20 protein-coding genes are annotated in these 21,471 nt (G+C 67.8%); 9 read left to right on the forward strand and 11 right to left on the reverse strand.

Going from position 1 to position 21,471, the window contains the following annotated elements; all coding sequences use genetic code 11:
• Positions 1 to 128: 128 nt before the first annotated feature.
• Complete coding sequence (locus tag HAV18_RS05235; protein WP_166953446.1) at positions 129 to 1,784, reverse strand: GMC family oxidoreductase; 1,656 nt, start codon at positions 1,782 to 1,784, stop codon at positions 129 to 131.
• A 187-nt stretch (positions 1,785 to 1,971) separates the two neighbouring features.
• Between HAV18_RS05235 and HAV18_RS05240 the strand changes: the two genes are divergently transcribed.
• Complete coding sequence (locus HAV18_RS05240; protein ID WP_166953449.1) at positions 1,972 to 2,796, forward strand: IclR family transcriptional regulator; 825 nt, start codon at positions 1,972 to 1,974, stop codon at positions 2,794 to 2,796.
• Between the two features lie 146 nt (positions 2,797 to 2,942).
• Here the strand turns inward: HAV18_RS05240 and HAV18_RS05245 are convergent, their stop codons facing one another.
• The 4 genes from HAV18_RS05245 to HAV18_RS05260 all read right to left on the reverse strand — a co-directional run bounded on the left by HAV18_RS05245 (position 2,943) and on the right by HAV18_RS05260 (position 6,177).
• Positions 2,943 to 3,350, reverse strand: a complete 408-nt coding sequence (locus HAV18_RS05245; protein ID WP_243771540.1) for a hypothetical protein — start codon at positions 3,348 to 3,350, stop codon at positions 2,943 to 2,945.
• 157 nt (positions 3,351 to 3,507) lie between these two features.
• Complete coding sequence (locus tag HAV18_RS05250) at positions 3,508 to 4,530, reverse strand: DUF2891 domain-containing protein (RefSeq protein WP_166953450.1); 1,023 nt, start codon at positions 4,528 to 4,530, stop codon at positions 3,508 to 3,510.
• A 10-nt stretch (positions 4,531 to 4,540) separates the two neighbouring features.
• On the reverse strand, positions 4,541 to 5,491 hold the full coding sequence (locus HAV18_RS05255; RefSeq protein WP_166953452.1) for a DUF979 domain-containing protein: 951 nt from the start codon (positions 5,489 to 5,491) through the stop codon (positions 4,541 to 4,543).
• On the reverse strand, positions 5,488 to 6,177 hold the full coding sequence (locus HAV18_RS05260; RefSeq protein WP_166953454.1) for a DUF969 domain-containing protein: 690 nt from the start codon (positions 6,175 to 6,177) through the stop codon (positions 5,488 to 5,490). Before HAV18_RS05260 ends, HAV18_RS05255 begins: the two co-directional genes overlap by 4 nt.
• A gap of 338 nt (positions 6,178 to 6,515) precedes the next feature.
• Between HAV18_RS05260 and HAV18_RS05265 the strand changes: the two genes are divergently transcribed.
• Entirely contained in the window at positions 6,516 to 6,740 is a 225-nt protein-coding gene (locus HAV18_RS05265; protein WP_011355611.1) for a hypothetical protein, read from the forward strand.
• A 76-nt stretch (positions 6,741 to 6,816) separates the two neighbouring features.
• Here the strand turns inward: HAV18_RS05265 and HAV18_RS05270 are convergent, their stop codons facing one another.
• A complete protein-coding gene (locus HAV18_RS05270; RefSeq protein WP_166953456.1) occupies positions 6,817 to 7,245 on the reverse strand; it encodes a hypothetical protein in 429 nt (142 codons plus the stop codon).
• A gap of 346 nt (positions 7,246 to 7,591) precedes the next feature.
• Here HAV18_RS05270 and HAV18_RS05275 point away from each other — a divergent pair, with 346 nt between their 5' ends.
• Both HAV18_RS05275 and HAV18_RS05280 read left to right on the forward strand, forming a co-directional pair.
• Positions 7,592 to 8,596 (forward strand): chemotaxis response regulator protein-glutamate methylesterase, encoded by a 1,005-nt coding sequence (locus tag HAV18_RS05275; protein WP_166953458.1) that lies wholly within the window; start codon positions 7,592 to 7,594, stop codon positions 8,594 to 8,596.
• Positions 8,597 to 8,651: 55 nt separating this feature from the next.
• Positions 8,652 to 9,719, forward strand: coding sequence for a diguanylate cyclase domain-containing protein (locus HAV18_RS05280; RefSeq protein ID WP_166953460.1), 1,068 nt, complete (start codon positions 8,652 to 8,654; stop codon positions 9,717 to 9,719).
• Positions 9,720 to 9,746: 27 nt separating this feature from the next.
• Here the strand turns inward: HAV18_RS05280 and HAV18_RS05285 are convergent, their stop codons facing one another.
• Positions 9,747 to 11,996 carry a bifunctional diguanylate cyclase/phosphodiesterase gene (locus HAV18_RS05285; RefSeq protein WP_166953463.1) on the reverse strand — a complete coding sequence of 750 codons (2,250 nt, stop codon included), beginning with the start codon at positions 11,994 to 11,996 and terminating at the stop codon, positions 9,747 to 9,749.
• Positions 11,997 to 12,485: 489 nt separating this feature from the next.
• Entirely contained in the window at positions 12,486 to 13,379 is an 894-nt protein-coding gene (locus tag HAV18_RS05290; RefSeq protein ID WP_166953465.1) for a LysR substrate-binding domain-containing protein, read from the reverse strand.
• Between the two features lie 199 nt (positions 13,380 to 13,578).
• Between HAV18_RS05290 and HAV18_RS05295 the strand changes: the two genes are divergently transcribed.
• From HAV18_RS05295 to HAV18_RS05315, 5 genes are all read left to right on the forward strand, one after another.
• Complete coding sequence (locus tag HAV18_RS05295; RefSeq protein WP_166953467.1) at positions 13,579 to 14,217, forward strand: hydrolase; 639 nt, start codon at positions 13,579 to 13,581, stop codon at positions 14,215 to 14,217.
• 206 nt (positions 14,218 to 14,423) lie between these two features.
• Entirely contained in the window at positions 14,424 to 15,146 is a 723-nt protein-coding gene (locus HAV18_RS05300) for a haloacid dehalogenase type II (protein WP_166953469.1), read from the forward strand.
• 98 nt (positions 15,147 to 15,244) lie between these two features.
• Positions 15,245 to 16,153 carry a hypothetical protein gene (locus HAV18_RS05305; RefSeq protein WP_166953471.1) on the forward strand — a complete coding sequence of 303 codons (909 nt, stop codon included), beginning with the start codon at positions 15,245 to 15,247 and terminating at the stop codon, positions 16,151 to 16,153.
• 119 nt (positions 16,154 to 16,272) lie between these two features.
• Complete coding sequence (locus tag HAV18_RS05310) at positions 16,273 to 16,653, forward strand: TraR/DksA family transcriptional regulator (RefSeq protein WP_166953473.1); 381 nt, start codon at positions 16,273 to 16,275, stop codon at positions 16,651 to 16,653.
• 460 nt (positions 16,654 to 17,113) lie between these two features.
• Positions 17,114 to 18,976, forward strand: a complete 1,863-nt coding sequence (locus HAV18_RS05315; RefSeq protein WP_166953475.1) for a potassium transporter Kup — start codon at positions 17,114 to 17,116, stop codon at positions 18,974 to 18,976.
• A 23-nt stretch (positions 18,977 to 18,999) separates the two neighbouring features.
• Here the strand turns inward: HAV18_RS05315 and HAV18_RS05320 are convergent, their stop codons facing one another.
• The 3 genes from HAV18_RS05320 to HAV18_RS05330 all read right to left on the reverse strand — a co-directional run bounded on the left by HAV18_RS05320 (position 19,000) and on the right by HAV18_RS05330 (position 21,394).
• Complete coding sequence (locus HAV18_RS05320) at positions 19,000 to 19,497, reverse strand: SRPBCC family protein (protein ID WP_166953477.1); 498 nt, start codon at positions 19,495 to 19,497, stop codon at positions 19,000 to 19,002.
• A gap of 59 nt (positions 19,498 to 19,556) precedes the next feature.
• On the reverse strand, positions 19,557 to 20,348 hold the full coding sequence (locus HAV18_RS05325; RefSeq protein ID WP_166953479.1) for a uracil permease: 792 nt from the start codon (positions 20,346 to 20,348) through the stop codon (positions 19,557 to 19,559).
• Positions 20,349 to 20,434: 86 nt separating this feature from the next.
• On the reverse strand, positions 20,435 to 21,394 hold the full coding sequence (locus HAV18_RS05330; RefSeq protein WP_166953481.1) for a LysR family transcriptional regulator: 960 nt from the start codon (positions 21,392 to 21,394) through the stop codon (positions 20,435 to 20,437).
• Positions 21,395 to 21,471 lie beyond the last annotated feature (77 nt).

Here is a 21,471-nt window from a genome sequence, read left to right on the forward strand (position 1 = left end):
GCGAGCTTCTCCAGATAAGGATGCGCCGCAACCTGCCTCGGCGCCGTACCGGCGGGGGCATCGATGAACGCGCGGCGGCCGTCCGGGCGCAGGAGCACGGGCCACGCGGGTGGATGCGTGACGATGCCCTACGCGAGCGCCTCGGCGGCCGGCGCGACGCTGCGGCCGCGATCGGTCGCGCGCGCGTCCTCGAGGATCATGTCGGACGCCTTCTCGGCGACCATCACGATCGGCACGTTGGTATTGCCCGATACGAGGGTCGGCATGATCGAGCAGTCGACCACGCGCAACCCGCGCGTGCCGTACACGCGCAACCGCTCGTCGACGACCGCGAGCGGATCGCTCGCGACGCCCATTTTCGCGGTGCCGGACGGATGAAAGATCGTCTGCCCGTATTCCCGGCAGAACTCGAGCAGCTCGTCGTCCGTCTGCGCGTCCGCGCCCGGCCGCACCTCGCGCTTCATCAGCGGCGCCATCGGCTCGGCGGCCGCGACGCGTCGCGCGAAGCGCACGCCGGCCACCGTCGTGCGGCGGTCGCGCTCGGTGTCGAGATAGTTCGGCTGGATCGACGGCGCGTCGCGCGCATCGTCGCTGCGGATTCGCACGGTACCGCGCGATTCGGGCCGCAGCTGGCAGATCGAATACGTGCAGCCGGGAAACGGATGCACGCTGCCGCCCGCCGAATCGGCCGACAGCGTCGAGAAATGGAACTGGATGTCGGGCGTCGCCGATTCGTCCGGCAGCGCACGGCAGAACATCCCGCCCTGGTTGATGCCGATCGCGAGCGGGCCGCCGCGGAACAGCGCCCATTGCAGCCCCATCTTCGCGCGGCCGATCCACGAATGCAGCTCGTCGTTGGTGGTGATCGGCTTCGTCACTTCGTAGATCAGACGAATCTGCAGATGATCCTGCAGGTTCTCGCCGACACCCTTGCGATCGGCGACGACCGGAATCCCGTGCCGGCCCAGCAGCGCGGCCGGCCCGACGCCCGACACCTGCAGCAGTTGCGGCGACTGCAGCGCGCCGGCCGCGAGGATCACCTCGCGCAACGCACGCACCTCGTGAACCTTGCCGTGCTGGACGTAACGCACGCCGGACGCCTGCGCGCCGTCGAACAGCACCTTCAGCGCCTGCGCATCGGTTTCCACATGCAGGTTCGGCCTCCCGCGCGCGGGTTTCAGGTAGGCCACCGCCGTCGAGCAGCGCAGCCCGTTGCGCGTGGTGAGCTGGTAGTAGCCGACGCCTTCCTGGTCACCCGTGTTGAAATCGTCGACCGTGCGCACGCCGAGCCGGTTCGACGCGGCGACGAACGCATCGACAAGTTCGTGCCTCTGCCGGATCGCGGAAGCCCACAGCGGGCCGCCGGTGCCACGCGTCGGCCCTTCGCCGAGCGTGTTGTGTTCGAGCTTGCGGAAATACGGCAAACACTCGCGCCAGCTCCAGCCGCGATTGCCGAGCGCGGCCCAATGGTCGTAGTCCTGCTGCTGCCCGCGCACGTAGATCAGCCCGTTGATCGAGCTGCAGCCGCCGAGCGTGCGGCCGCGTGGCCAGTACAGCCGGCGGTTGTGCATGTTCGGATCGGGATCGGTGTGGAAGCCCCAGTTGTACACGGGGTGGAACATCGTCTTGCCATAACCGATCGGCACGTGGATCCACATGGAGTGGTCGGCGGGGCCGGCTTCCAGCAGGCACACCGTATGGCGTCCGCCGTCGGACAGCCGGTTGGCGAGGACGCAACCGGCCGATCCCGCGCCGACCACGACATAGTCGAAGCTGCTTGTCATTCCGTGTCTCCGTTCCGGGGTATTGGAAAAATCCGGTATGTTTTGTCCAAATTTATTGAGCACACGGAACGCATACAAGCCGATTTATTGTCCACACGGCGAATGTGGTACAAAAACCGGTCAATTCGTTTCATTTCCATCGCACACACCATCCCGGGACGCACGCCGATCCCGACGGAGGAGACATATGCGCGAAACCGCCCCCGCGCCGCCCGATGGCGCGCCCGCCGACGACGCACGCGTGCTGCGCGCGCTCGCCGTGCTCGAAGCACTCGCGTCGGCCGGCCAGCCGTACACGCTGTCGCAGCTCGCCGCGCGGCTGCATATCCCGAAGGCGACGCTGCTGCGGCTGATCGAATCGCTCGAAACACGCGGCTACGTGATCCACATGCCCGACTCACGCGGCCACGACCGCGGCATCGCGCTCGGCCCGCGCGCCGCACAATTTGCGCTCGCGGCACTGTCGAACAACACCTTCACGCGCGGCTGCCGCTCGGTGCTGCGCGCGCTCGTCGACGTGCTCGGCGAGACCTGCAACCTCACCGCGCTCGACGGCGACACGGTGCTGTACGTCGAACGCGTCGAGACGACCGAGCCGCTGCGGCTCGAGATGCGGCCCGGCATGCGCGTGCCGCTGCATTGCACGGCGAGCGGCAAGCTGTTCCTGTCGCAGATGAATGCGCTGGAGCGCAACGCGATGCTCGCGCGGCTCACGCTGAAGAAGATGACCTACCGGACGCTGGCCGATGCGCAACTGCTCGCGGCTGAACTCGACCGGCTCGCCGTGCGCGGCGTCGGGATCGACAATGAGGAATTCGTACGCGGGATGGTGGCGGTTGCGGTGCCGGTGAAGGATGCAGCAAGCGGCCGCGTGCTCGCGGCGCTTGCCGTGCATGCGCCGACCGCGCGCGCGACGCTCAACGATTTGCTGGAGAACGTGCCGAAGATGCGCGACGCGGCCACGCGACTGGCGCCGCTGCTGCATGGGGCCGATAGCGTGCTGCCGGGGTGAGGCGGCTGCGAGCTCATGTGCTCATGTGCTCATGTGCTCATGTGCTCATGTGCTCATGCAGTCAGGCACTCAGGCACTCAGGCACTCAGGCACTCAGGCACTCAGGCACTCAGGCACTCAGGCACTCAGGAAGTGCAATCACGCAGTCACGCGAGGTGATAACGCAGCCAGAAAGTCTCGCGGCACGCGTTGTCGAACGTCAGCCGCGACGGGGTAATCGGCTGCGCATCGGGATGACGCAGCACGTCGTAATCGATCCAGCATTCGGCGCACAGCAGGTCGGACGGCGCGCGGTCCTGCTCGACCGAGCGGCGCACGATCGCGCCGTTGTCGAAGCGGTATTCGGTTTCGTCGCGCGTGACCTCGACGTCGTCGTCGGTCCAGCGGTCATGCGACGTCGCGTGCGACACGATCGACACCGGGCCGGCGAGCCCGTGAATCGCCGCGACATAGGAAATGAGCTTGTTCATTGGAAAAGCGGCGAACTGGCGGATGGCCGCTTCGCGCGATGCATGCTGCGCGAAGCGGCCCGAGCGGCGAGTATAGCCGTGCATCGAAACCCCTGTCGCCGGCGGGGTTTCGTGCGCCGTGCGCCGCATGCCGCATGCTGCATGCTGCGTGCTGCTGCTGCTGCTGCTGCGTGCTGCATGCCGCGTGCTGCGTGCCGCGCGTGCTGCGTGCCGCGCGTGCTGCATGCAGCATGCCGCGTTTCTAAGCCTCCAGCGCCAGCAACGCGAACGTCGCGAGCCAGTGCTCGCCCATGTAGTCGCCGGCCACGTGCGCGAGCGCGCTCGTAAGGTGCCGGCTGGCCGCATCGAGCAGCTTCGCGCGCCGCGCATCGCCTTCCGGCAGCGCACCGGCGAGCGCACGCTGGCACCACGCACGGCTCAGGTTCAGCCCGTCGAGATGCGCGATCTTGCCGTCGCTGCGATCGCTGACCGTCGCCGGCTCGAACAGCGTCGCCGGCTCGCCGCGCGCGAGATCGGGCAGGAAGCGCGCGAACCAGCCGTCGAATTCGGCGGCCGGCAGCACGCGCCGCATCAGCTCGGCTTCCATCAGCGCGGGCGACAGGAATTCGTCGCCCGACGGCTCCCACGCCTGGCACGCGACATCGTCCAGGTGCCAGCGCTTCGCAGTATCGACGATCAGCGCCGCGAGCCCGTCGCGCTGCGTGTCGCGTGCGAAGTCGAGCGTGAGCGCCAGTGCGAACGCGGTGTTGAAGTGCGTGCCGACGCGCAGCGGATAGGTCGCTTTCGGCAGGAACGTCTCGAAGCGCGACACGAACAGGTCGGTGAGCGGTGCCATCGTCTTCGCCCAGCGCGCGGCCTGCGGCAGCATGCCCCTCAGCGCCAGCCGCTCGAGTTGCGCGGCAAGCGCGAGCAGCCACGCCCAGCCGTACGGCCGCTCGAAGCCGCTGTTGTGCGGCAGCGCGAGGTACGCGCGCTCGCCGGCGACGTTCGCATCGGTGAAGTGCGCATCGACGGTCGCGACGATGCGTTCGGCCTCCGGCAATGCCGGGTAGCGTTCGAGCACGCGCAGCACGAGCCAGTAGCCGTGCACGCACGAGTGCCAGTCGTAGCTGCCGTAGAAGATCGGGTGCAGCGCGCGCGGCCCCTGCACGTCCTGCGGGCCGGCGAGCGAATGCGTGAGCTTGTTCGGATATTCGCGGGCCAGGTGCGCGAGCGCGAGCGACGCGAATTTCGACGCGAGTTCGGGGGTGAGTCGGTCGGTCATGAGGGTCTCGTCAGAAGCGGAATACGAACGCATACATCAGGAGCGTGTTCACGGCGAGCAGCAGCACGGCTGTCGGCCACTGCGCCTTGATCACGCCGTTCTTGTCCTTCAGTTCGAGCAGCGCCGCCGGCACGATGTTGAAGTTCGCGGCCATCGGCGTCATCAGCGTACCGCAGAAGCCGCTCAGCATCCCGATCGCGCCGACGATCGCCGGGTTGCCGTGGAACTGGTGGACGATCAGCGGCAGGCCGATGCCGGCCGTCATCACCGGGAACGCGGCGAAGCCGTTGCCCATGATCATCGTGAACAGCGCCATGCCGACCGTGTAGGCCGCGACCACCGCGAACGGCGAATCGATCGGCACCCACTCCTTCACGAGCCCCGACACCACGCCGCCGACGCCCGCGACCGCGAACAGCGCACCGAGCGCCGCGAGCATCTGCGGCAGGATCGCGGCCCAGCCGACCGCGTCCATTGTGTGGCGTGCCTCCTTCACCGCATGCACGGGCGAGTCGCGCAGCATCGCGAGCGCGACGGCGAACGCGACGAGCGTGCCGAGCACGAGCGAGATCAGCGTCACGCTCTTCTGGTCGACGAACGGCACGCCCTTCAGCGCGAACGTGCCGATCAGCGTGACGACCGGAATCAGCAGCGCGGGCAGGAACAGCCGGTTGCCGAAACGCTGTGCGAGCGTCTCGCGGCGCACGGCCGCGGCTTCGCCGGCTTCATCGGATTTGCCGCGCCCGAGCTTGCCCGAACCGGCGATCAGCGCGAGCCCGATCGCGAGGCAGCCCGTCACGAAATGCGGCAGCAGCCCGCCGAACAGGAACGTGACCGCGTAGATCGCCCAGAACGCGAAATTGACGATGCGGCGCGGGTTCGTGCGGTCGGTCAGGTTGAAGCACGCGAACGCGGCGAACATCAGCCCCGCGAGCGTGTACAGCGATTCGAGGCCGATCATCGCGCGCCCTCCTGCTTCAGCAGGCCGAAACCGCGCGTCAGGCGCCGGTCGAGCAGCGCGAGGCGCGTGCAGTGGATCAGCAGCGCGGCGATCGCGCTCGGGATCGCCCACACCGACACGTGCAACGGCTCGACGACGATCCCGTTCTGTTCGAGAAAGCCCTTGATCAGCAGGATCGACTGGATCGCGATGAAAATGTCCTCGCCGAAGAACACGGCGATGTTGTCGACGCCCGACGCATGCGCGCGAATCTGCTGGCGCACCGCCTCGGGCAGCGCGCCGTGCCGGTTCACCGCGGCGGCCTCGGCCATCGGCGCGATCAGCGGCCGCACCATCTGCGCATGGCCGCCGAGCGACGTGAGGCCGAGCGCGGCCGTCGCCTGGCGCAGCACGAAGTACAGCATCAGCACGCGGCCGGTGGTAGCCGCCTGCACGCGCGAGATCATCCGCTTCGCCTGCTCCTTGAGCCCGTTGCGTTCGAGCAGCGCGATTACCGGCAGCGTCAGCCAGATGAGCCCCATGTAGCGGTTTTCAGTGAATGCCTTGCCGAACGCGCTGACGATGTCGACGAGATTCAGCCCGCCCGCGAGCCCCGTCGCGAGCCCCGCGATCGTGACCACCAGCAGCGCATTGAAGCGCAGCGCAAAACCGATCACGACGATCGGCACCCCAATCAGCACCAGCATTGCTCCTCCTTGTATCGGACGCGCGGCGCCTTGGCAACGCGCCGCCTGCCCGGTTTGGACCGGGCTCTGACGGCGAAATCTAACACGAGACTTTATCGATAAAAAGTCGACAATTTGCTGCCTCGGGTAAACGTTGAAGCATGCGGGCACCGCGCCCGGGCCATGGGCCGGCGGTGTCTCATCCGAGGAATCGGCGGTCGGCCGGCCGGTGCGGGCGCGCCGGTCGCGGCACGCGCGTTCCCGCCCCGGAGAGCGGCGTGTGACGGGCCGGCACGCGTGGCGGAGCCCCGGTGCGCCGACTAAACTGGAAAGCATCGGCAACGGACGGGAGAGCCGCCATGATTGACGTATTCCAGACCATCGGCAGCCGCGCGTTCTCCGCTCATCTGGCGAAGGACGGGATGGTGACGCTGATGGAGCAACGCCATGAGGTCGATCGCGTGACGCTCGCGACCGCGTACGCCGCGCTCGTCGAGGAGTCCGAGCAGGAAACCGACCTGCTCGACGCGACGGTCGAAGGCATGATGCGCGCACTGATCCAGGGGTACGCGCGCAGCCATTGACGGCGCGGCCGCGCATCCGGTGCGCGGCCGGTTTCCGCCCGCTCCCGTTGAAGCGGATGACGGGCTTGCGCGGGCGCTACGCGGCCGGCGTAGCGGCGCCCATGTCGAACCACCGGCCCGCACGCAGTTGCCGGTAGTCGGCCTGCGTGAAGATCCTCAGCAGGTTCGCGACCGCGCCGTTGCTGGCGCGGTCGAGTTCCGTCATGAAGGCTTCGACTTCGTCGCGGCCGGCAAACAGGATCGTGCGGAAGGTGCGTTCGCGTTCCGCGTCGGACAGGTTCGTCGCGCTCAACTGGTACGGATGGTGAAGCGCCGCGAACAGGAAGTAATAGCGCTCGGCGTCGTCGCGCAGCACGCGCACCGCGTCGGGGTCGACCGGGAAATCGCGATGGAACGACGCGTGGCCGCTCTCGATGTAGATCCGGTACAGCAGCCGGCCGTCGCGCTCGATCACGATCGGCGCATACGGGTCGCGGCTGACGAGTACGGTGTCGGGCACGGTCATCCAGCATTCTCCCCGTCTTATTCAGCGAAACCGCCACGGTAACATGCGTGCTTGCGCGGCCTGCCGTGCCGAAATCGCGTGGCCGGGCCCGCACGCGCGAGCGGGCCCGGCTCCGCTCCTGTCCCGACACACCGCATCGTCATAGAGGAAACGCACTGAAACGGCGCAATGCGCTCATTTTTCGATTGCCGCCGCCCGCGCCGCATGACAGCATTCGGGGCGTCGCCAACCGAAAAGAATGCCGTGCCGTCCGGCCGCCAATGCAGCCCGGCGGCGCCGAACAGGCAGCCCCTTCCATGAACCCGGCCCACCTCCAACATTACGAACCGACCGGAGAATTCCGCTTGTGAACATCGGCATCGTCAACGACCTCCCGCTTGCCGTCGAGGCGATGCGCCGCGCGATTGCGCGACGGCCCGAGCACCGCGTGCTGTGGGTCGCGACCGACGGCGCGCAGGCCGTCGAACTCTGCGCGTCGCAGCCGCCCGATGTCGTGCTCATGGACCTGGTCATGCCGAAATTCGACGGGATCGAAGCGACGCGGCGGATCATGCGATCCGAACGACCGTGCGCGATCCTGATCGTGACGAGCTGCATCGGCGCGAATGCGTGGCGCGTGTTCGAGGCGATGGGCGCCGGCGCACTCGATGCGGTCGATACGCCGCGGCTCGGCGACGGCTCGGCCGGCGACACGACCCGGCTCCTGCTCGCGAAGATCGACCAGATCGGCCGCCTGCTCGACGCACCCGGCGGCGCGCGCCTCGCCGGCACGCCCCCGCGCACCGGCGGCGGCCCGCTGATCGCGATCGGCGCATCGGCCGGCGGCCCCGGCGCGCTCGCGTCGATCCTCGGCGGCCTGCCGGCCGATTTCAATGCGCCGATCGTGATCGTGCAGCACGTCGACCGCGCGTTCGCCGAAGGCATGGCGCAATGGCTCGACGGCCAGACGCGGATCGCCGTGCGCGTCGCGTGCGAAGGCGACCGCCCGCAGCCGGGCGTCGCGCTGCTCGCCGCGACCGACGATCACCTGCGCATCACGCGCGCCGGCACGCTCGAATACACGCGAGAACCGGCCGCCACGCCGTATCGCCCGTCGGTCGACGTGTTCTTCAACAGCCTGACCGAGCACTGGCCCGGCCGCGTGATCGGCGTGCTGCTCACGGGGATGGGCCGCGACGGCGCAATCGGCCTGAAGGCGCTGCGGATGAAGGGCTACCATACGATCGCGCAGGACGAGGCGACGAGCGCCGTATACGGCATGCCGAAGGCGGCCGCGACGCTCGGCGCGGCGCGCGCGATCCTGCCGCTCGGGCGCATCGCGGGCGAGCTGGCGGCGCTCGCGCGGATCTGAGCCCGATGAACACGCGCAACACCCATGCCTGCCCTCGCAACAACCCGCATCGACCATGAGCTTTGACCTGACTCGCCCGCCAGGCGGCCCCTACACGCCGCCCGCCGACGTGCCGGCGATGGTGCTGCTGGTCGACGACCAGACGATCGTCGCGGAAGCCGTGCGGCGCGCGCTCGTCGACGAGGAAGGCATCGATTTCCACTACTGCCCGCGTTCGGACGACGCGATGGCCACCGCGATCGAGACGCGGCCGACGGTGATCCTGCAGGACCTCGTGATGCCCGGCACCGACGGGCTGAGCCTCGTGAAAACGTACCGGACGAATCCGGCGACGCGCGACGTGCCGATCATCGTGCTGTCGACGCAGGAAGAGCCCGTGATCAAGAGCGCCGCCTTCGCGGCCGGCGCGAACGACTACCTCGTGAAGCTCCCCGACCGCATCGAGCTCGTCGCGCGCGTGCGCTACCACTCGCGCTCGTACATGAACCTGCTGCAGCGCGACGAGGCCTATCGCGCGCTGCGGCAATCGCAGCAGCAGTTGCTCGAAGCCAATCTCGAGCTGCGGCGCCTCACGCATTCGGACGGCCTCACCGGGCTGTCGAACCGCCGCTATCTCGACGAATACCTCGCCGCCGAATGGCGGCGCGGCACGCGCGAGCGCAGCGAGCTGTCGCTGCTGATGATCGACGTCGACAATTTCAAGCTGTACAACGACACCTACGGGCACGTGTCGGGCGACAGCGTGCTCAAGCAGATCGCGTCGACCATCGAGCGCTGTCTCGGCCAGTCGGGGGATCTCGCCGCGCGTTTCGGCGGCGAGGAATTCGCGGTCGTGATGCCGGCCACGTCGCCGGGCGCCGCGCGGCTGCTCGGCGAGAAGATCCGGCTCGCGGTCGAGGCGCTGCGGCTGCGGCACGCGCATTCGTCGACGGGCAACACCGTGACGATCAGCATCGGCGGCGCGACCCTCGTGCCGATGCCCGGCCTGCCGACGACCGTGCTGATCGAAGCGGCCGACCGCGCGCTCTATCGCGCGAAGCACGAGGGCAAGAACCGCGTCGAGATCGATGCGACGCCGACACCGCCCGTCCCCGGCGGCTTCGGCGCGCCGCGCGTCGACTGAACGCCGAACGCCGGCTCGGCGCCGCGCTCACACGGCGCCGAGCCGGCGCGCGTAGTCGTTCGGGTCCAGTGGGCGGCTGAACAGGTAGCCCTGCTGCATGTCGCAGCCGATCTGCTGCAGGAACCACGACTGCGCCTGCGTCTCGACCCCTTCGGCCGTGACCTTCATCCCGAGCGAATGCGCCATCGCGACGACGGCCTGCGTGATCGCCACCGAATCGTGATGATCGGGCACGCCCGACACGAACGAGCGGTCGACCTTCAGGTTGTGCAGCGGAAAGCGCTTCAGGTAGGCGAGCGACGAATAACCGGTGCCGAAATCGTCGACCGAGATCCGCACGTTCATGTCCGTGAGCGCCTCGAGCATCGGCAGCACGGTGTCCGTGTCGTTCATCAGTAGTCCTTCTGTAATCTCGAGCTCGAGCGCGGACGGATCGAGCCGCGTCTGCGCGAGGCAGCGATCAACCGACTCGACGAGGCCTTCGTGGAACTGCCGCGGCGACAGGTTGACGGCCAGCATCAGGTCGGGCGCGATCGTGCGGCGCCATTCGGCCGCCTGCCGGCACGCGGTTTCGAGCACCCACTGGCCGATCGCGACGATCAGCCCCGTGTCTTCCGCGACCGGAATGAACTCCGCCGGCGACATCGGCCCGAGCTCCGGGCTCGTCCAGCGCAGCAGCGCCTCGGCGCCGACGGTGCGGCCGCTGCGCGCGTCGACGACGGGCTGATACGCGAGGCGCAGCATGTCCGACGAGAGCGCGCGCCGCAGCGACTGCTCGATCGCGAAGCGGCGCTGCAGCCGCAGGTTGAGCTGCGCGGTGAAGAACGTGAAGTGGTTGCGGCCGCGCTGCTTCGCGTCGTACATCGCGGAATCGGCGTTGCGCATCAGCGTGACGGCATCGTCGCCGTCGCGCGGCGCGACGCTGATCCCGATCGACACGCCGAGCCAGTATTCGTTGTTCGCGATCGCGAACGGCTTCGCGATCGCGTCGATCACCTCGCGCGCGAGCACCGCGAGCCGGTCGGGATCGTCGCAGTCGTCGACGAGGATCACGAACTCGTCGCCGCCGACGCGCGTAAGCGCATGCTGGCCGCCCCCGCAGGCCGCGAGTCGCGCCGCGACGCTGCGCAGCAGCGCGTCGCCCGCGTCATGGCCGGCCGTGTCGTTGACCTTCTTGAAGCCGACGAGATCGATGAACAGGATCGCGACGCGCGCCGGCCCGCCCGCCGCATCGTGCCCGCCGAACAGCTCGCGCATGCGGTCGCCGAGCCAGCGGCGGTTGTAGAGGCCCGTCAGCGCATCGCGCGTCGCCAGGTAGCGCAACTGCTGCTGCGCTTCGCGCACGGGGCCGATGTCGTTGAACGACACGAGCACCGAGTCGGCCTGCTTCTCGCCCGGCTTCACGATCGGCACCGCGTTGCCGCGCACCCAGATGATGTCGCCGTCCGCCAGGCCGAAGCCGACCGTGTAGTCGAGCATCGGCGTAGCCGTTTCGAGCGCGCGCCGGCTCGGCCAGTCGTCGGGCGCGATCGGCGTGCCGTCCTCGTGCAGCTTGCGCAGGATCACCGTCGACAGCCGGCGGCCGACGAGGTCGCCCTTCACGCGCATCATCCGGTTCGCACTCGGGTTGCTCGCGACCACGACGCCATCGCGCGACACGACGAGTATCCCTTCGTTCAGGCTGTTGACCACGAGCCGGTGATGTTCCTCGCTGCGCGCGAGCTGTCGCGCGATCCGGTCCTGGTGCACCGCAAGGCCGACGCTGTTGCCGATGTCGCGCAACAGTTCGGTTTCCTCGTCGCTCGGCCGGCGCGGCATGCGGTGATAGACGGCGAACGCGCCGAGCACGACGCCTGCGTCGTCGAGGAACGGCACCGACCAGCACGCGCGCAAGCCCAGCGGCAATGCAATGGAACGGTAGTCGGCCCACAGGGGATCGGTTTCGATATCTTCGACGGCGACCATCCGGCGCAGGTACATCGCCGTGCCGCAGGAGCCGGCCACCGGCCCGATCGACGCGCCTTCGATCGCCGCGCTGTACTGTGCGGGCAGCGACGGCGCGGCGCCGACGTGCACGTGCACACCGTCGGTATCGAGCAGCAGGATCGTGCACGACGCGCCTTCGCCGAGCAAAGCCTCGGCGCGCCGGCAGACCTCGACAAGCAGCTCCGGCAGCGGTGTGTTACGCGTGATCAGCCTCAGCACGCTTTGCTCGGACGCGAGCACTTCCGCCGCGAGCCCGAGACTGTAACGAGAACTTTGCGGTTCGGTATTCAAGATGAATCCTGCCGTCTGTCCGATCGGGTCTGATGCGCCCGATTCGTTTTCGATCCTTCGTGCCGTTTTTCGCTCCGGGTATACGCCGATGCCCGGTGCGCCCCGTATTGCACGCGGTGCCAACGCGCGCCGAAATACATTTAACACCAATCCGTGACCACCCGCGCGTCCACGCGCATCAGGGCTTACGCGCGGTCGGTGCGGCATTTGCATGCCGACAGTCAGCTCGCCGAAAGACTTGCACGCGGCGCGACCGCCCCGCGCAAGGTCGCGCCTCGCGCGCGACGCATTCGCAAGCCGTTCGTCAGATTGTGGCGGTGCCCCGCTTCCGTACGCGTTCAATCGCCGGCGCAGGGATCCGTGCGCGTCATGGCCTCCAATGCGTTGGACGCGGCCGTGACCGACACGCTCGCGGCGGCGATGCATCGCGCCGGCACACATGCGGGGCGAACTCGCGGCGCGGCGCTTGCGCGAGCATCCGGTCGAGCGTCAATCCTTCCGGATGTGTTCGGCGAGGAAATCGATCAGCAGCCGCACGCGCGGCAGCAACCCGCGCCGCGACGGAAACACCGCATGCACCACGCCGCCCTTCGGCGCCCAGCCGGGCAGCACGTCGACCAGCGTGCCGTCGCGCAGGTCGTCCTCGACGACCATGCACGGCAACTGCACGATGCCGACGCCATGGATCGCCGCGTCGCGCAGCGCGTGCATGTCGTCGGTGACGAAGCGCGGATGATGGCGCAACTGCGCGTGCTCGCCGTTCGGCCCGACCAGCTGCCACATGTGATGCCGCGGCGGCCCCCAGTCGAGACTCGGCACGCCGGCCAGTTCGGCGGGATCCGACGGCGCCGCGCGCCCGTCCAGCCAATGCGGCGCGGCCACCAGCCGCTGCGGGCTGTCGGCGAGCACGCGCATCACGAGATCGCTGTCCTCCAGCGGCGGGAAGCGCACCCGCAGCGCGAGGTCGAACCCTTCGCTCAGCAGGTCGACGCGGCGGTTGGTCGCCTCGAGATGCACCTGCACCTGCGGATGAATCGCCATGAAGCGCGCGACCAGTTCGCTCACGCGATATTCGAGCAGCGCGGTCGGGCAACTGACGCGAACGATGCCGCGCGGCTCCGCGTGCCGGCGCTCGATCACCTCGCGCGCGGCGTCGGCTTCGACCAGCACCGCGAGGCAGCGCTCGTGGAATTCGCGCCCGGTTTCCGTGACGGTGAAATGACGCGTCGTACGCTGCAGCAACCGCACGTCGTACTTCGCTTCCAGCGCGGCGATGCGCCGGCTCAGCGTCGATTTCGGCACATCCAGCGCACGCCCGGCCTGCGTGAACCCGCCGTGTTCGACCACCTTCACGAAATAGTAGAGGTCGTTCAGGTCATCCATGATTGTTCCATCCATAGAACACTGACGGCATTTTAAGGGACTGGAACGCCGGTTGTTGCACGCATAGCATCCTGTTTCAACGTGGATCGAGCGGGTCGCGGCGGCGGGGAATTTTCTCAGTCGGCTCCATCGCCAGACCGGACGATTCACTAAGCTTGGAGTTCCCCCCTCACTTCCCGCACCGTCACTGGAGGCAACCATGGCAAGCGAACCGATTCGCGACCCCGCGAACGACCACCTGCTCACCCCGCAGAACGCGGCGTTCATCGTCATCGATTACCAGCCGGTCCAGGTGAACTCCATCGCGTCGATGGATCGCCAGCTGCTGATCAACAACATCGTCGGCGCGTCGAAGGCGGCCGTCGCGTACGACCTGCCGATCGTCCACTCGACCGTGAACGTGAAGACGGGCCTGAACAAGCCGCCGATCCCGCAACTGCGCAAGGCGCTCGAAGGCTATCCGACTTACGACCGCACGAGCATCAACTCGTGGGAGGACGTCGAATTCCGCAAGGCCGTCGAAGCGACCGGCCGCAAGAAACTGATCATGACCGCGCTGTGGACCGAAGCGTGCCTGACGTTCCCGGCGCTCGACGCGCTGAAGGCCGGTTACGAGGTCTATGTGGTGGTCGATGCGGTCGGCGGCACGTCGGTCGCCGCTCACGAAGCCGCACTGCGCCGCATCGAGCAAGCGGGCGGCCAGATGATCAGCGTCGCGCAGCTGTTCTGCGAATTGCAGCGCGACTGGGCGCGCAGCGCCACCGTGCCTGCGTTCATCGACCTGTTCATCGAAACCGGCGGCACGGCCGGCATCCAGTTCTCGTACGACAAGAGCTGACCGGCGCGGCGCGCGCGGTGTCCGGTCGTGTCCGGCCGCCGCGCGCGCCCATGCCCTGTTCCTGCGTTCCGGCGCGACCGGGATGGCATCGCGGCCGGCCGGGCCGCGTTTTCGTATCCGTGATTCAATGTTGATCGAACCGGCGTCGCGCATCGCGCGCGGCACGGCGATGTGTGCCCTCATCGATTGACCTTCACAGGATCACCATGACGAACCCTGCCGAAATCAAGGCGCTCGTTTTCGATGTCTTCGGAACGATCGTCGACTGGAGAAACGGTGTCGCACGCGGCGCCGCCGCGTTCCTCGATCGCCACGCACCGGCCCTCGACCCGCTCGAATTCGCCGATGCGTGGCGGGCCGAATATTCGCCGTCGATGGAAGAAATCCGCAGCGGGCGCCGCCGCTACGTGCGGCTCGACGTCCTGCACCGCGAGAACCTCGTGCGCACACTCGACCGCTACGGGATCGTCGACGTGCCCGACGCCGCCATCGACGCGCTCAACCTCGCGTGGCACAGCCTCGACCCGTGGCCCGACGCCGTCGCCGCGCTGCAGCGGCTGAAGCGACGCTTCATCATCGCGCCGCTGTCGAACGGCAACATCCGGCTGATGGTCGACGTCGCGAAACGCGCGGGGCTGCCGTGGGATGCGATCCTCGGCGCGGAAATCGTCCGCGCGTACAAGCCGTCGCCGCAGGTGTACAGCGATACCGTCGAGATTCTCGGCATCGAACCGGCCGAGCTGTGCCTGGTCGCCGCGCACAACGGCGATCTCGCGGCCGCGCGCCGGCAGGGGCTGTCGACCGCGTTCGTGCTGCGGCCGACCGAACACGGGCCCGGCCAGACGACCGACCTGCAAGCCGACGACAAGTGGGACTTCGACGTCAAGGACCTGAACGAACTCGCGGACCGGCTGGGCTGCCCGGGTTGAGCGATGCGTGCGCCGGGCGCGCCGCGCGACAGACCGCACGGCGGCCCCGGCGACTGGTAGACTCCGCAACCATTGCCCTTTCCGATTCGCCTGCCCGCATGTCATCTCCGCTGCATCTGGTAGAAGGCAAACTGACCGCGCTGCGCTTCCTGGAGCGCCCCGATCAGGACAGTTCCGAAGGCCATCCGATACGGCCGGTGGACCCGGAAGCCAGGAAGCGCTCGCTCGGCTACTGGTTCACGCACAACGTGGTGCCGATCATGGCGGCCCTGACCGGCAACGGCGCCGCCGCCAATGCGCTGGTGTTTCAGCAAACCAGCGAAGACAGCATCCTCGCGAAACTGGATGCCGACGCCGACAAGATCGCGCACCCGGCCACGTGGTCGTACGCGAATATCCGCGATAGCAAGACCTACGTGTCGCAGAACGCGTCCGTGACCGTCGGCAAGAACGGCAGGATCATCCTGGCCAAACTTCCGGTGGAAATCGAAATCGGCGGGCAAACGTATCGCGGCTTCCTGGGTGGGCAATGCTTCGACGTCGGCGACGAGGTCGTGGCCGTCATCAACCGGCAAGGCCGCCTGTTTGCGCTGTCGTCTCCCGACCGGCGCTATCTGGCGATGGATTACGCCTGCGGCAATACGGGGCTGGCCGGCCTGACGCACACGCTGTGGCTGGCCTGGAAATGGTCGTTCATCGGCGTGAACTGCCTGGTCGTCCCGATGATGATCCTGGTGCTCTGGACCGGCGACGGCGGGTTTTCCGACCTCGAGCTCGACCTGCTCATGCTGCTGGGCGGGCCGCTGATGATGGGCGTCCTGCTGGCCCTGGTCATCGGCGTACGGCTTTCATGGTCCGACTGGCTGCCGGCGTGGCGCACGTCGGGCATCCTGAATGCGCTGGGCCGCCCGGATCTGTGCACACGCGATTTCGCCGACGCCCGCATCGAGGCCGAACGCAAGGGCCAGGCGCGCGACACGGATATCGGTCAAATCTATTACGCATAGCGTCCGGCCCTCCCGCGCTGCGGCTTGTCCGCGGCCGCGACATGATCGAGAATGCATCGTCGCCGATCGTGTTCCGACGGTTGGCATCGATTTCTGGCAGCCCCCACCGGAGAACGAACATGGACGAACAACCCAACGGCCTGAACGAAGCGTTTATCGCCAGGCAGCGTCAGCGGCTCGAGGCCTTGCAGCGGCAAGTGCTCGGCGGCGAGGAAAACACCCTCGCGCAGGAGCGGCAACAACAGGAAACGACCGGTGCGGAGGCCGAGGAACGCGAGGACGACGCGCAGACGCTCGAACAGGACGTCGCGAACCAGGCGCTGCGAAACGTCAACGTGCACCGGATCGCCGACATCCAGCGCGCGCTGGAAAAGATCGCGGACGGCACCTACGGATACTCCGACGAAAGCGGCGATCCGATTCCGATCGGGCGGCTCGAAGCCGTTCCCGAGGCCATCTACACCGTCGATGAAGAAAGCCGGCGCGAATCGGGACAATGACCGGACCTCGGCCGTCACCACGGCAACCTTGAACGGGCCGCCACGGCTCGAACCCGACAGGATGGCCCGGCGCCGCGCGCATCCCTGATACGGCGGACGACATCGGGCCGTCCGCTCGCCCCCGCCCTCGAGAAAACCTTCCGTTGAAGTCGAGCGGCGCACTCGCGTTGCCTTCATGCACCTGACAAATCCTTTGCACGTCGCCATACGGATGCAAAGGATTGCAGAATACAGTGCGCTCCCGCCCCGCCTGCCTGGCCGTTGCAAAGGCACAGAATGCCGCACGCGGCCGACGTACGGCACGCACAGTGTCCGCGAAGCGCGCGTCATGCGGGATACTTCGCCGTCTCGCGGGACGCGCGGTCACATCGCCGACGCGCGATGCACCGATCATGGTGCGCATCGCACGGGCCGCAACGACCGGTGATCCGGCGCGCCCCTCTCGAAACCAAGGATCCGCATGTCGAATCAACGCAAATCGCCATGGCTGCTCGCCAGCGGAATCGGTGCGCTGGGTGTCGTGTTCGGCGACATCGGCACGAGCCCGCTCTACACCTTCAAGACGGTGCTCGACCTGACCGGCGGCACGAACCCGGAAACCATCTTCGGCGTCGTGTCGCTGCTGGTCTGGACCCTGATCGTCGTCACGACCGTCAAGTACGCCGGGTTCGCGATGCGGATCGACAACGACGGCGAAGGCGGCATCCTCGCGCTGATGGCCCTGCTCGGCGTGAAGCGGCACAAGCGTCCGCTGATCGTCGCGGCCGGCCTGTTCGGCGCGGCGCTGATCTATGGCGACGGCGCGATCACGCCGGCGATTTCCGTGCTGTCCGCGCTCGAGGGGCTGACGCTCGTCGAGCCGACGCTGGAGCCGTACGTACTGCCGCTGGCCGTCGTGATCCTGCTTGCGCTGTTCGCGGTGCAACCGCTCGGGACCGCGAAGATCGGCCGCGCGTTCGGCCCGATCATGGCCCTGTGGTTCGTCGTGATGGCCGTGCTCGGCCTCTCCGGCATCGTGCGCCATCCGGCGATCCTGTGGGCGCTCAATCCGGTACACGGCATCCACTACCTGTTGCATAGCGGCGGCACCGGCTTTCTCGTGCTCGGCGGCGTATTCCTCTGCGTCACCGGCGCCGAAGCGCTGTACGCGGACATGGGGCATTTCGGCCCGAAGCCGATCAAGTTCGCGTGGGGCGCGCTCGTGTTTCCGAGCCTGGTGCTCAACTACGCGGGCCAGGGCGCGCTCGTCCTGTCCGGCGCGCCCACCAGCGGCAACATCTTCTATCGCCTCTGCCCCGGGTCGCTCACGCTGCCGCTCGTGATCCTGTCGACGGTTGCGACCGTGATCGCCAGCCAATCGATCATCACCGGCGCGTTTTCAATGACGCGCCAGGCGATCCAGCTCGAATGGATGCCGCGCATGAAGATCGTGCAGACGTCGCAGGAGGGCTACGGGCAGATCTACATCGGCGCGGTCAACTGGACGCTGATGATCGTCACGATCGGCCTCGCGCTCCTGTTCCGCAAGTCGGACAACCTGGCCGCCGCCTACGGCATCGCGGTATCCGCCACGATGCTGATGACCACCGTGCTGCTGTTCATCGCGATGCGCGAGATCTGGGGCTGGAACCTTGCCGCCAGCGGCGCGGTGGCCGCGCTGTTCTTCACGTTCGACACCGCGTTCTTCACGTCGAATGTGCTCAAACTCTTCGACGGCGGTTATGTGCCGCTGCTCCTCGCCGCGCTCGTGTATCTCGTCATGTATGTCTGGCATCGCGGCGTGACGGCGGTCACCGGCCGGCTCGCCGAGAACCCGGTTTCTGTCGATGCATTCATGCGCTCGACCGGCGACGCCCTCGCACGCGTGCCCGGCACCGCGGTTTTCCTGACCCGCGCGAAGGACGGCGTGCCGCCGGTGCTGCTCTGGTACGTCAGGCACAGCCTGGCGCTCCAACGCAACGTGCTCGCCGTGACGCTCGATATCGCGTCGACACCCTGGATCGATGCCGCCAACCGGATCGCGATCGCGGAGCCCGTGCCGGGCTACTGGACGGTGACCGCGACTTACGGGTTCATGGAACGCGCCGATCTGCCGGCTCTGATGACGCAGATCGCAAGCCGGCACGGCTGCCCGCTCGACCCGGCCGCGCTGACCTATTTCATCGGCATGGAGCGCGTGACCAGCAGGGACGACGGGCAAGGCATTCCGTGCTGGATCGAGCGGGCGTTCGCGCTGATGCTGCGCAACTGCACGCGGGTCACGGATTATCTGCGCGTGCCGGCCGATCAGGTCGTCGATCTGGGCCGGCAGGTCTCGATTTAACGCGCGGGGGGTCGCGCCCCCGGTCAGGCCGCCGGTTCCAGCGCGACGGCACGCCCCTTCGCCGCGCTCGCGAGACGCCGCCAGTTGCGCGCCGCATATCGGTGAGCCTGCTGCAGCGCCAGCCACAGGCCGATCTGACGAACCGGTTTCAGGAAGCCGCGCGCGCTGAACACGGTGCGCCGTTCGACGCGTGTCCTGCCGCCTTCGAGCGGCGTCAGCGTGAATTCGTCCTCGAGCAGGCCGACCCAGTTGCGGCACCAGACCGTCGACGACACCATCCGGTAACGCAGCCGGCGATTTTCGTCGAGCACCAGGATCCGCTGGTCGATGGTGCCGCGATCGGTCGTGCACTGCCGCGTGTTGCCGACGGCCGGCACGCCCTCGAGCACGCGGCAACTGACCGGCTTCGGCACGCCAAGGCGGAACAGCAGCGGCCGCGTGTCGTCCATCCGGGCATGGAGGAAATGCGGCCAGACATGCTCGGGCTGGCAATCGAAGGTCCACTGCGAATGAATTTCCACGACCGTCTCCTGGCGGTTGTCGGTGCGGACATGATGGCACAACCGCCCCGCCGCATCCGTCACTTCACGACCGCACGCCATGCGGTTCGCGCGTAGACGAGCAGCAACGGCAGCAGCGCCAGCGCGAACAGCAGGCAGAGCGCCAGCACCCACACCGGCCACTGTTCCGTATTCCCCCGCGCCCAGTAGCGGTAAGGCACGCTCAGGAACCCGATTTCCATCAGCAGCGCACCGAGCGGCACGAGCGCGTTCATGACCACCGCCACGCCGAAACGGGCCGCGCCGTCGAGGTTCCGGCCGGCGCCGTACGCCGCGATCAGGTAGAGGAAGTACCCGATCATCGCGACCATCAGCGCGCCGCCGGCCAGCAGGCCGACACTGCGCACACTGCGCTCGTGCAGCTGATTCGCGCCCTGCGGCAGCACGACATCGACGCGCTCGCCGATCTCCGGCACGCTGCCCGAGCGAATGTTGCCGGGCAGCACGACCCGCTCGCCATCCGGCATCACGGCTTCCAGTATCGACGTGTACTTGATGCACCGATATTTTTCGGTGCGCCCGCTGCTGTCGCGGCGCTCACAGGTATCCCACTCGGACTGGTAGGACACGACGGTCGCCTCGTATTTCGGCGACACCGCCAGTTCGTAGAGTTCGTCGCCGATCCAGTACGCGAACGGGAAAAACAGCGATACGAGGCAAAAGCACACGAGCCACCAGAATGCGACCGCGCCGCCTGCCCCACGCTTGCCGCCGGTCTGGCGGCGCACCATGCGCGACGCGAGCCAGTACGCGGCTACGCCGAATACGGCCACGCAGACCACGAACACCTTGCCCGCATGCGTCAAAGCCATCTGCGTTTCCCCTCCCCGCTAACCGGCCGGATATTCGCCGGCCGTTGTTTCATTTGGATCGCCCCCTCGACCGCCACGCTCACCCGCTATTCCGGCTCGCCGACGAATCTCATCTGCCCCGATTCGCCCGACAGCAGCGCGCGATTCGCGTCCGCCGCCGCGCGCAGGTAGTCCCACAGCGCGGTCACGCGCCGCAGCTTGCGCAGATCCTCGCGGCACGTCAGCCAGAAACACCGCGTGACGACGACATCGCTCGGCAGCACGGGCACCAGCGCCGGCTGCGTGGCCGCCATGAAACACGGCAGGATCGCGAGCCCGCCGCCCTGCAACGCCGCGAAATACTGCGCGATCACGCTCGTCGTGCGCAGCCCGGCCGTCGCGCCCGGCACCGCCCGGTCCAGGTACAGCAGCTCGTTGCTGAACGCGAGATCCTCGACGTAGCTGATGAACGCGTGCTCCGCGAGATCGTCGGTGCACGTGATCGGTGCGTGGTTCGCGAGATAGTCGTGCGTCGCGTAGAGCCGCAACTGGTAATCGCACAGCTTCGTGACCACGTAAGGCCCGCGCTCGGGCCGCTCGAGCGTGATCGCGAGGTCCGCCTCGCGCTTGGGCAGGTTGACGAAATGCGGCACCGGCAGCAGGTCAACCGTCACGTGCGGATGCTCGGCGCGAAACTGCGCGAGCTGCGGCGCGAGGAAAAAGCAGCCGAACCCTTCCGTCGACCCGATCCGCACGTGGCCCGACAGCGCCTCGCCCGTGTTCGCGACCTGGTCGCACGCGGACTGCACGGTCGTCTCCATCGCGTCCGCATACGCGACGAGCCGCTGGCCTTCGGCCGTCAGCGTGAAGCCGCCGGAGCGCGACTTGTCGAACAGCAGCGTGCCCATCGCGGCCTCGAGCGTACGGATGCGCCGCGCGACGGTCGTGTAGTCGACGCCCAGCCGCTTCGCGGCGCCGCTCGCACGCTGCGTGCGCGCGACTTCGAGGAAAAACCGCAGGTCGTCCCAGTTCAGGTTGCCGGAAACCGGCTCGGTGGCATGTCGCATCGGCGAGGGAAAAAGGGGCTGGCGTCTCCGGGCCGGACGCCGATATGCATAAATGCACATCGAACCGGTTTCTTTAT

The organism is Burkholderia sp. D-99 (assembly GCF_011605345.1).
Taxonomy (GTDB): domain Bacteria; phylum Pseudomonadota; class Gammaproteobacteria; order Burkholderiales; family Burkholderiaceae; genus Burkholderia.

What these genes read in the sequence shown, in the direction of transcription:
- HAV18_RS05295 (WP_166953467.1), top strand. Translation starts at nt 13,579, where the DNA reads ATGGCAAGCGAACCGATTCGCGACCCCGCGAACGACCACCTGCTCACC.
- HAV18_RS05315 (WP_166953475.1), top strand. Translation starts at nt 17,114, where the DNA reads ATGTCGAATCAACGCAAATCGCCATGGCTGCTCGCCAGCGGAATCGGT.
- HAV18_RS05235 (WP_166953446.1), bottom strand. Translation starts at nt 1,784, where the DNA reads ATGACAAGCAGCTTCGACTATGTCGTGGTCGGCGCGGGATCGGCCGGT.
- HAV18_RS05310 (WP_166953473.1), top strand. Translation starts at nt 16,273, where the DNA reads ATGGACGAACAACCCAACGGCCTGAACGAAGCGTTTATCGCCAGGCAG.
- HAV18_RS05245 (WP_243771540.1), bottom strand. Translation starts at nt 3,350, where the DNA reads ATGCACGGCTATACTCGCCGCTCGGGCCGCTTCGCGCAGCATGCATCG.
- HAV18_RS05255 (WP_166953452.1), bottom strand. Translation starts at nt 5,491, where the DNA reads ATGATCGGCCTCGAATCGCTGTACACGCTCGCGGGGCTGATGTTCGCC.
- HAV18_RS05330 (WP_166953481.1), bottom strand. Translation starts at nt 21,394, where the DNA reads ATGCGACATGCCACCGAGCCGGTTTCCGGCAACCTGAACTGGGACGAC.
- HAV18_RS05280 (WP_166953460.1), top strand. Translation starts at nt 8,652, where the DNA reads ATGAGCTTTGACCTGACTCGCCCGCCAGGCGGCCCCTACACGCCGCCC.
- HAV18_RS05260 (WP_166953454.1), bottom strand. Translation starts at nt 6,177, where the DNA reads ATGCTGGTGCTGATTGGGGTGCCGATCGTCGTGATCGGTTTTGCGCTG.
- HAV18_RS05300 (WP_166953469.1), top strand. Translation starts at nt 14,424, where the DNA reads ATGACGAACCCTGCCGAAATCAAGGCGCTCGTTTTCGATGTCTTCGGA.
- HAV18_RS05270 (WP_166953456.1), bottom strand. Translation starts at nt 7,245, where the DNA reads ATGACCGTGCCCGACACCGTACTCGTCAGCCGCGACCCGTATGCGCCG.
- HAV18_RS05250 (WP_166953450.1), bottom strand. Translation starts at nt 4,530, where the DNA reads ATGACCGACCGACTCACCCCCGAACTCGCGTCGAAATTCGCGTCGCTC.
- HAV18_RS05265 (WP_011355611.1), top strand. Translation starts at nt 6,516, where the DNA reads ATGATTGACGTATTCCAGACCATCGGCAGCCGCGCGTTCTCCGCTCAT.
- HAV18_RS05240 (WP_166953449.1), top strand. Translation starts at nt 1,972, where the DNA reads ATGCGCGAAACCGCCCCCGCGCCGCCCGATGGCGCGCCCGCCGACGAC.
- HAV18_RS05290 (WP_166953465.1), bottom strand. Translation starts at nt 13,379, where the DNA reads ATGGATGACCTGAACGACCTCTACTATTTCGTGAAGGTGGTCGAACAC.
- HAV18_RS05305 (WP_166953471.1), top strand. Translation starts at nt 15,245, where the DNA reads ATGTCATCTCCGCTGCATCTGGTAGAAGGCAAACTGACCGCGCTGCGC.
- HAV18_RS05325 (WP_166953479.1), bottom strand. Translation starts at nt 20,348, where the DNA reads ATGGCTTTGACGCATGCGGGCAAGGTGTTCGTGGTCTGCGTGGCCGTA.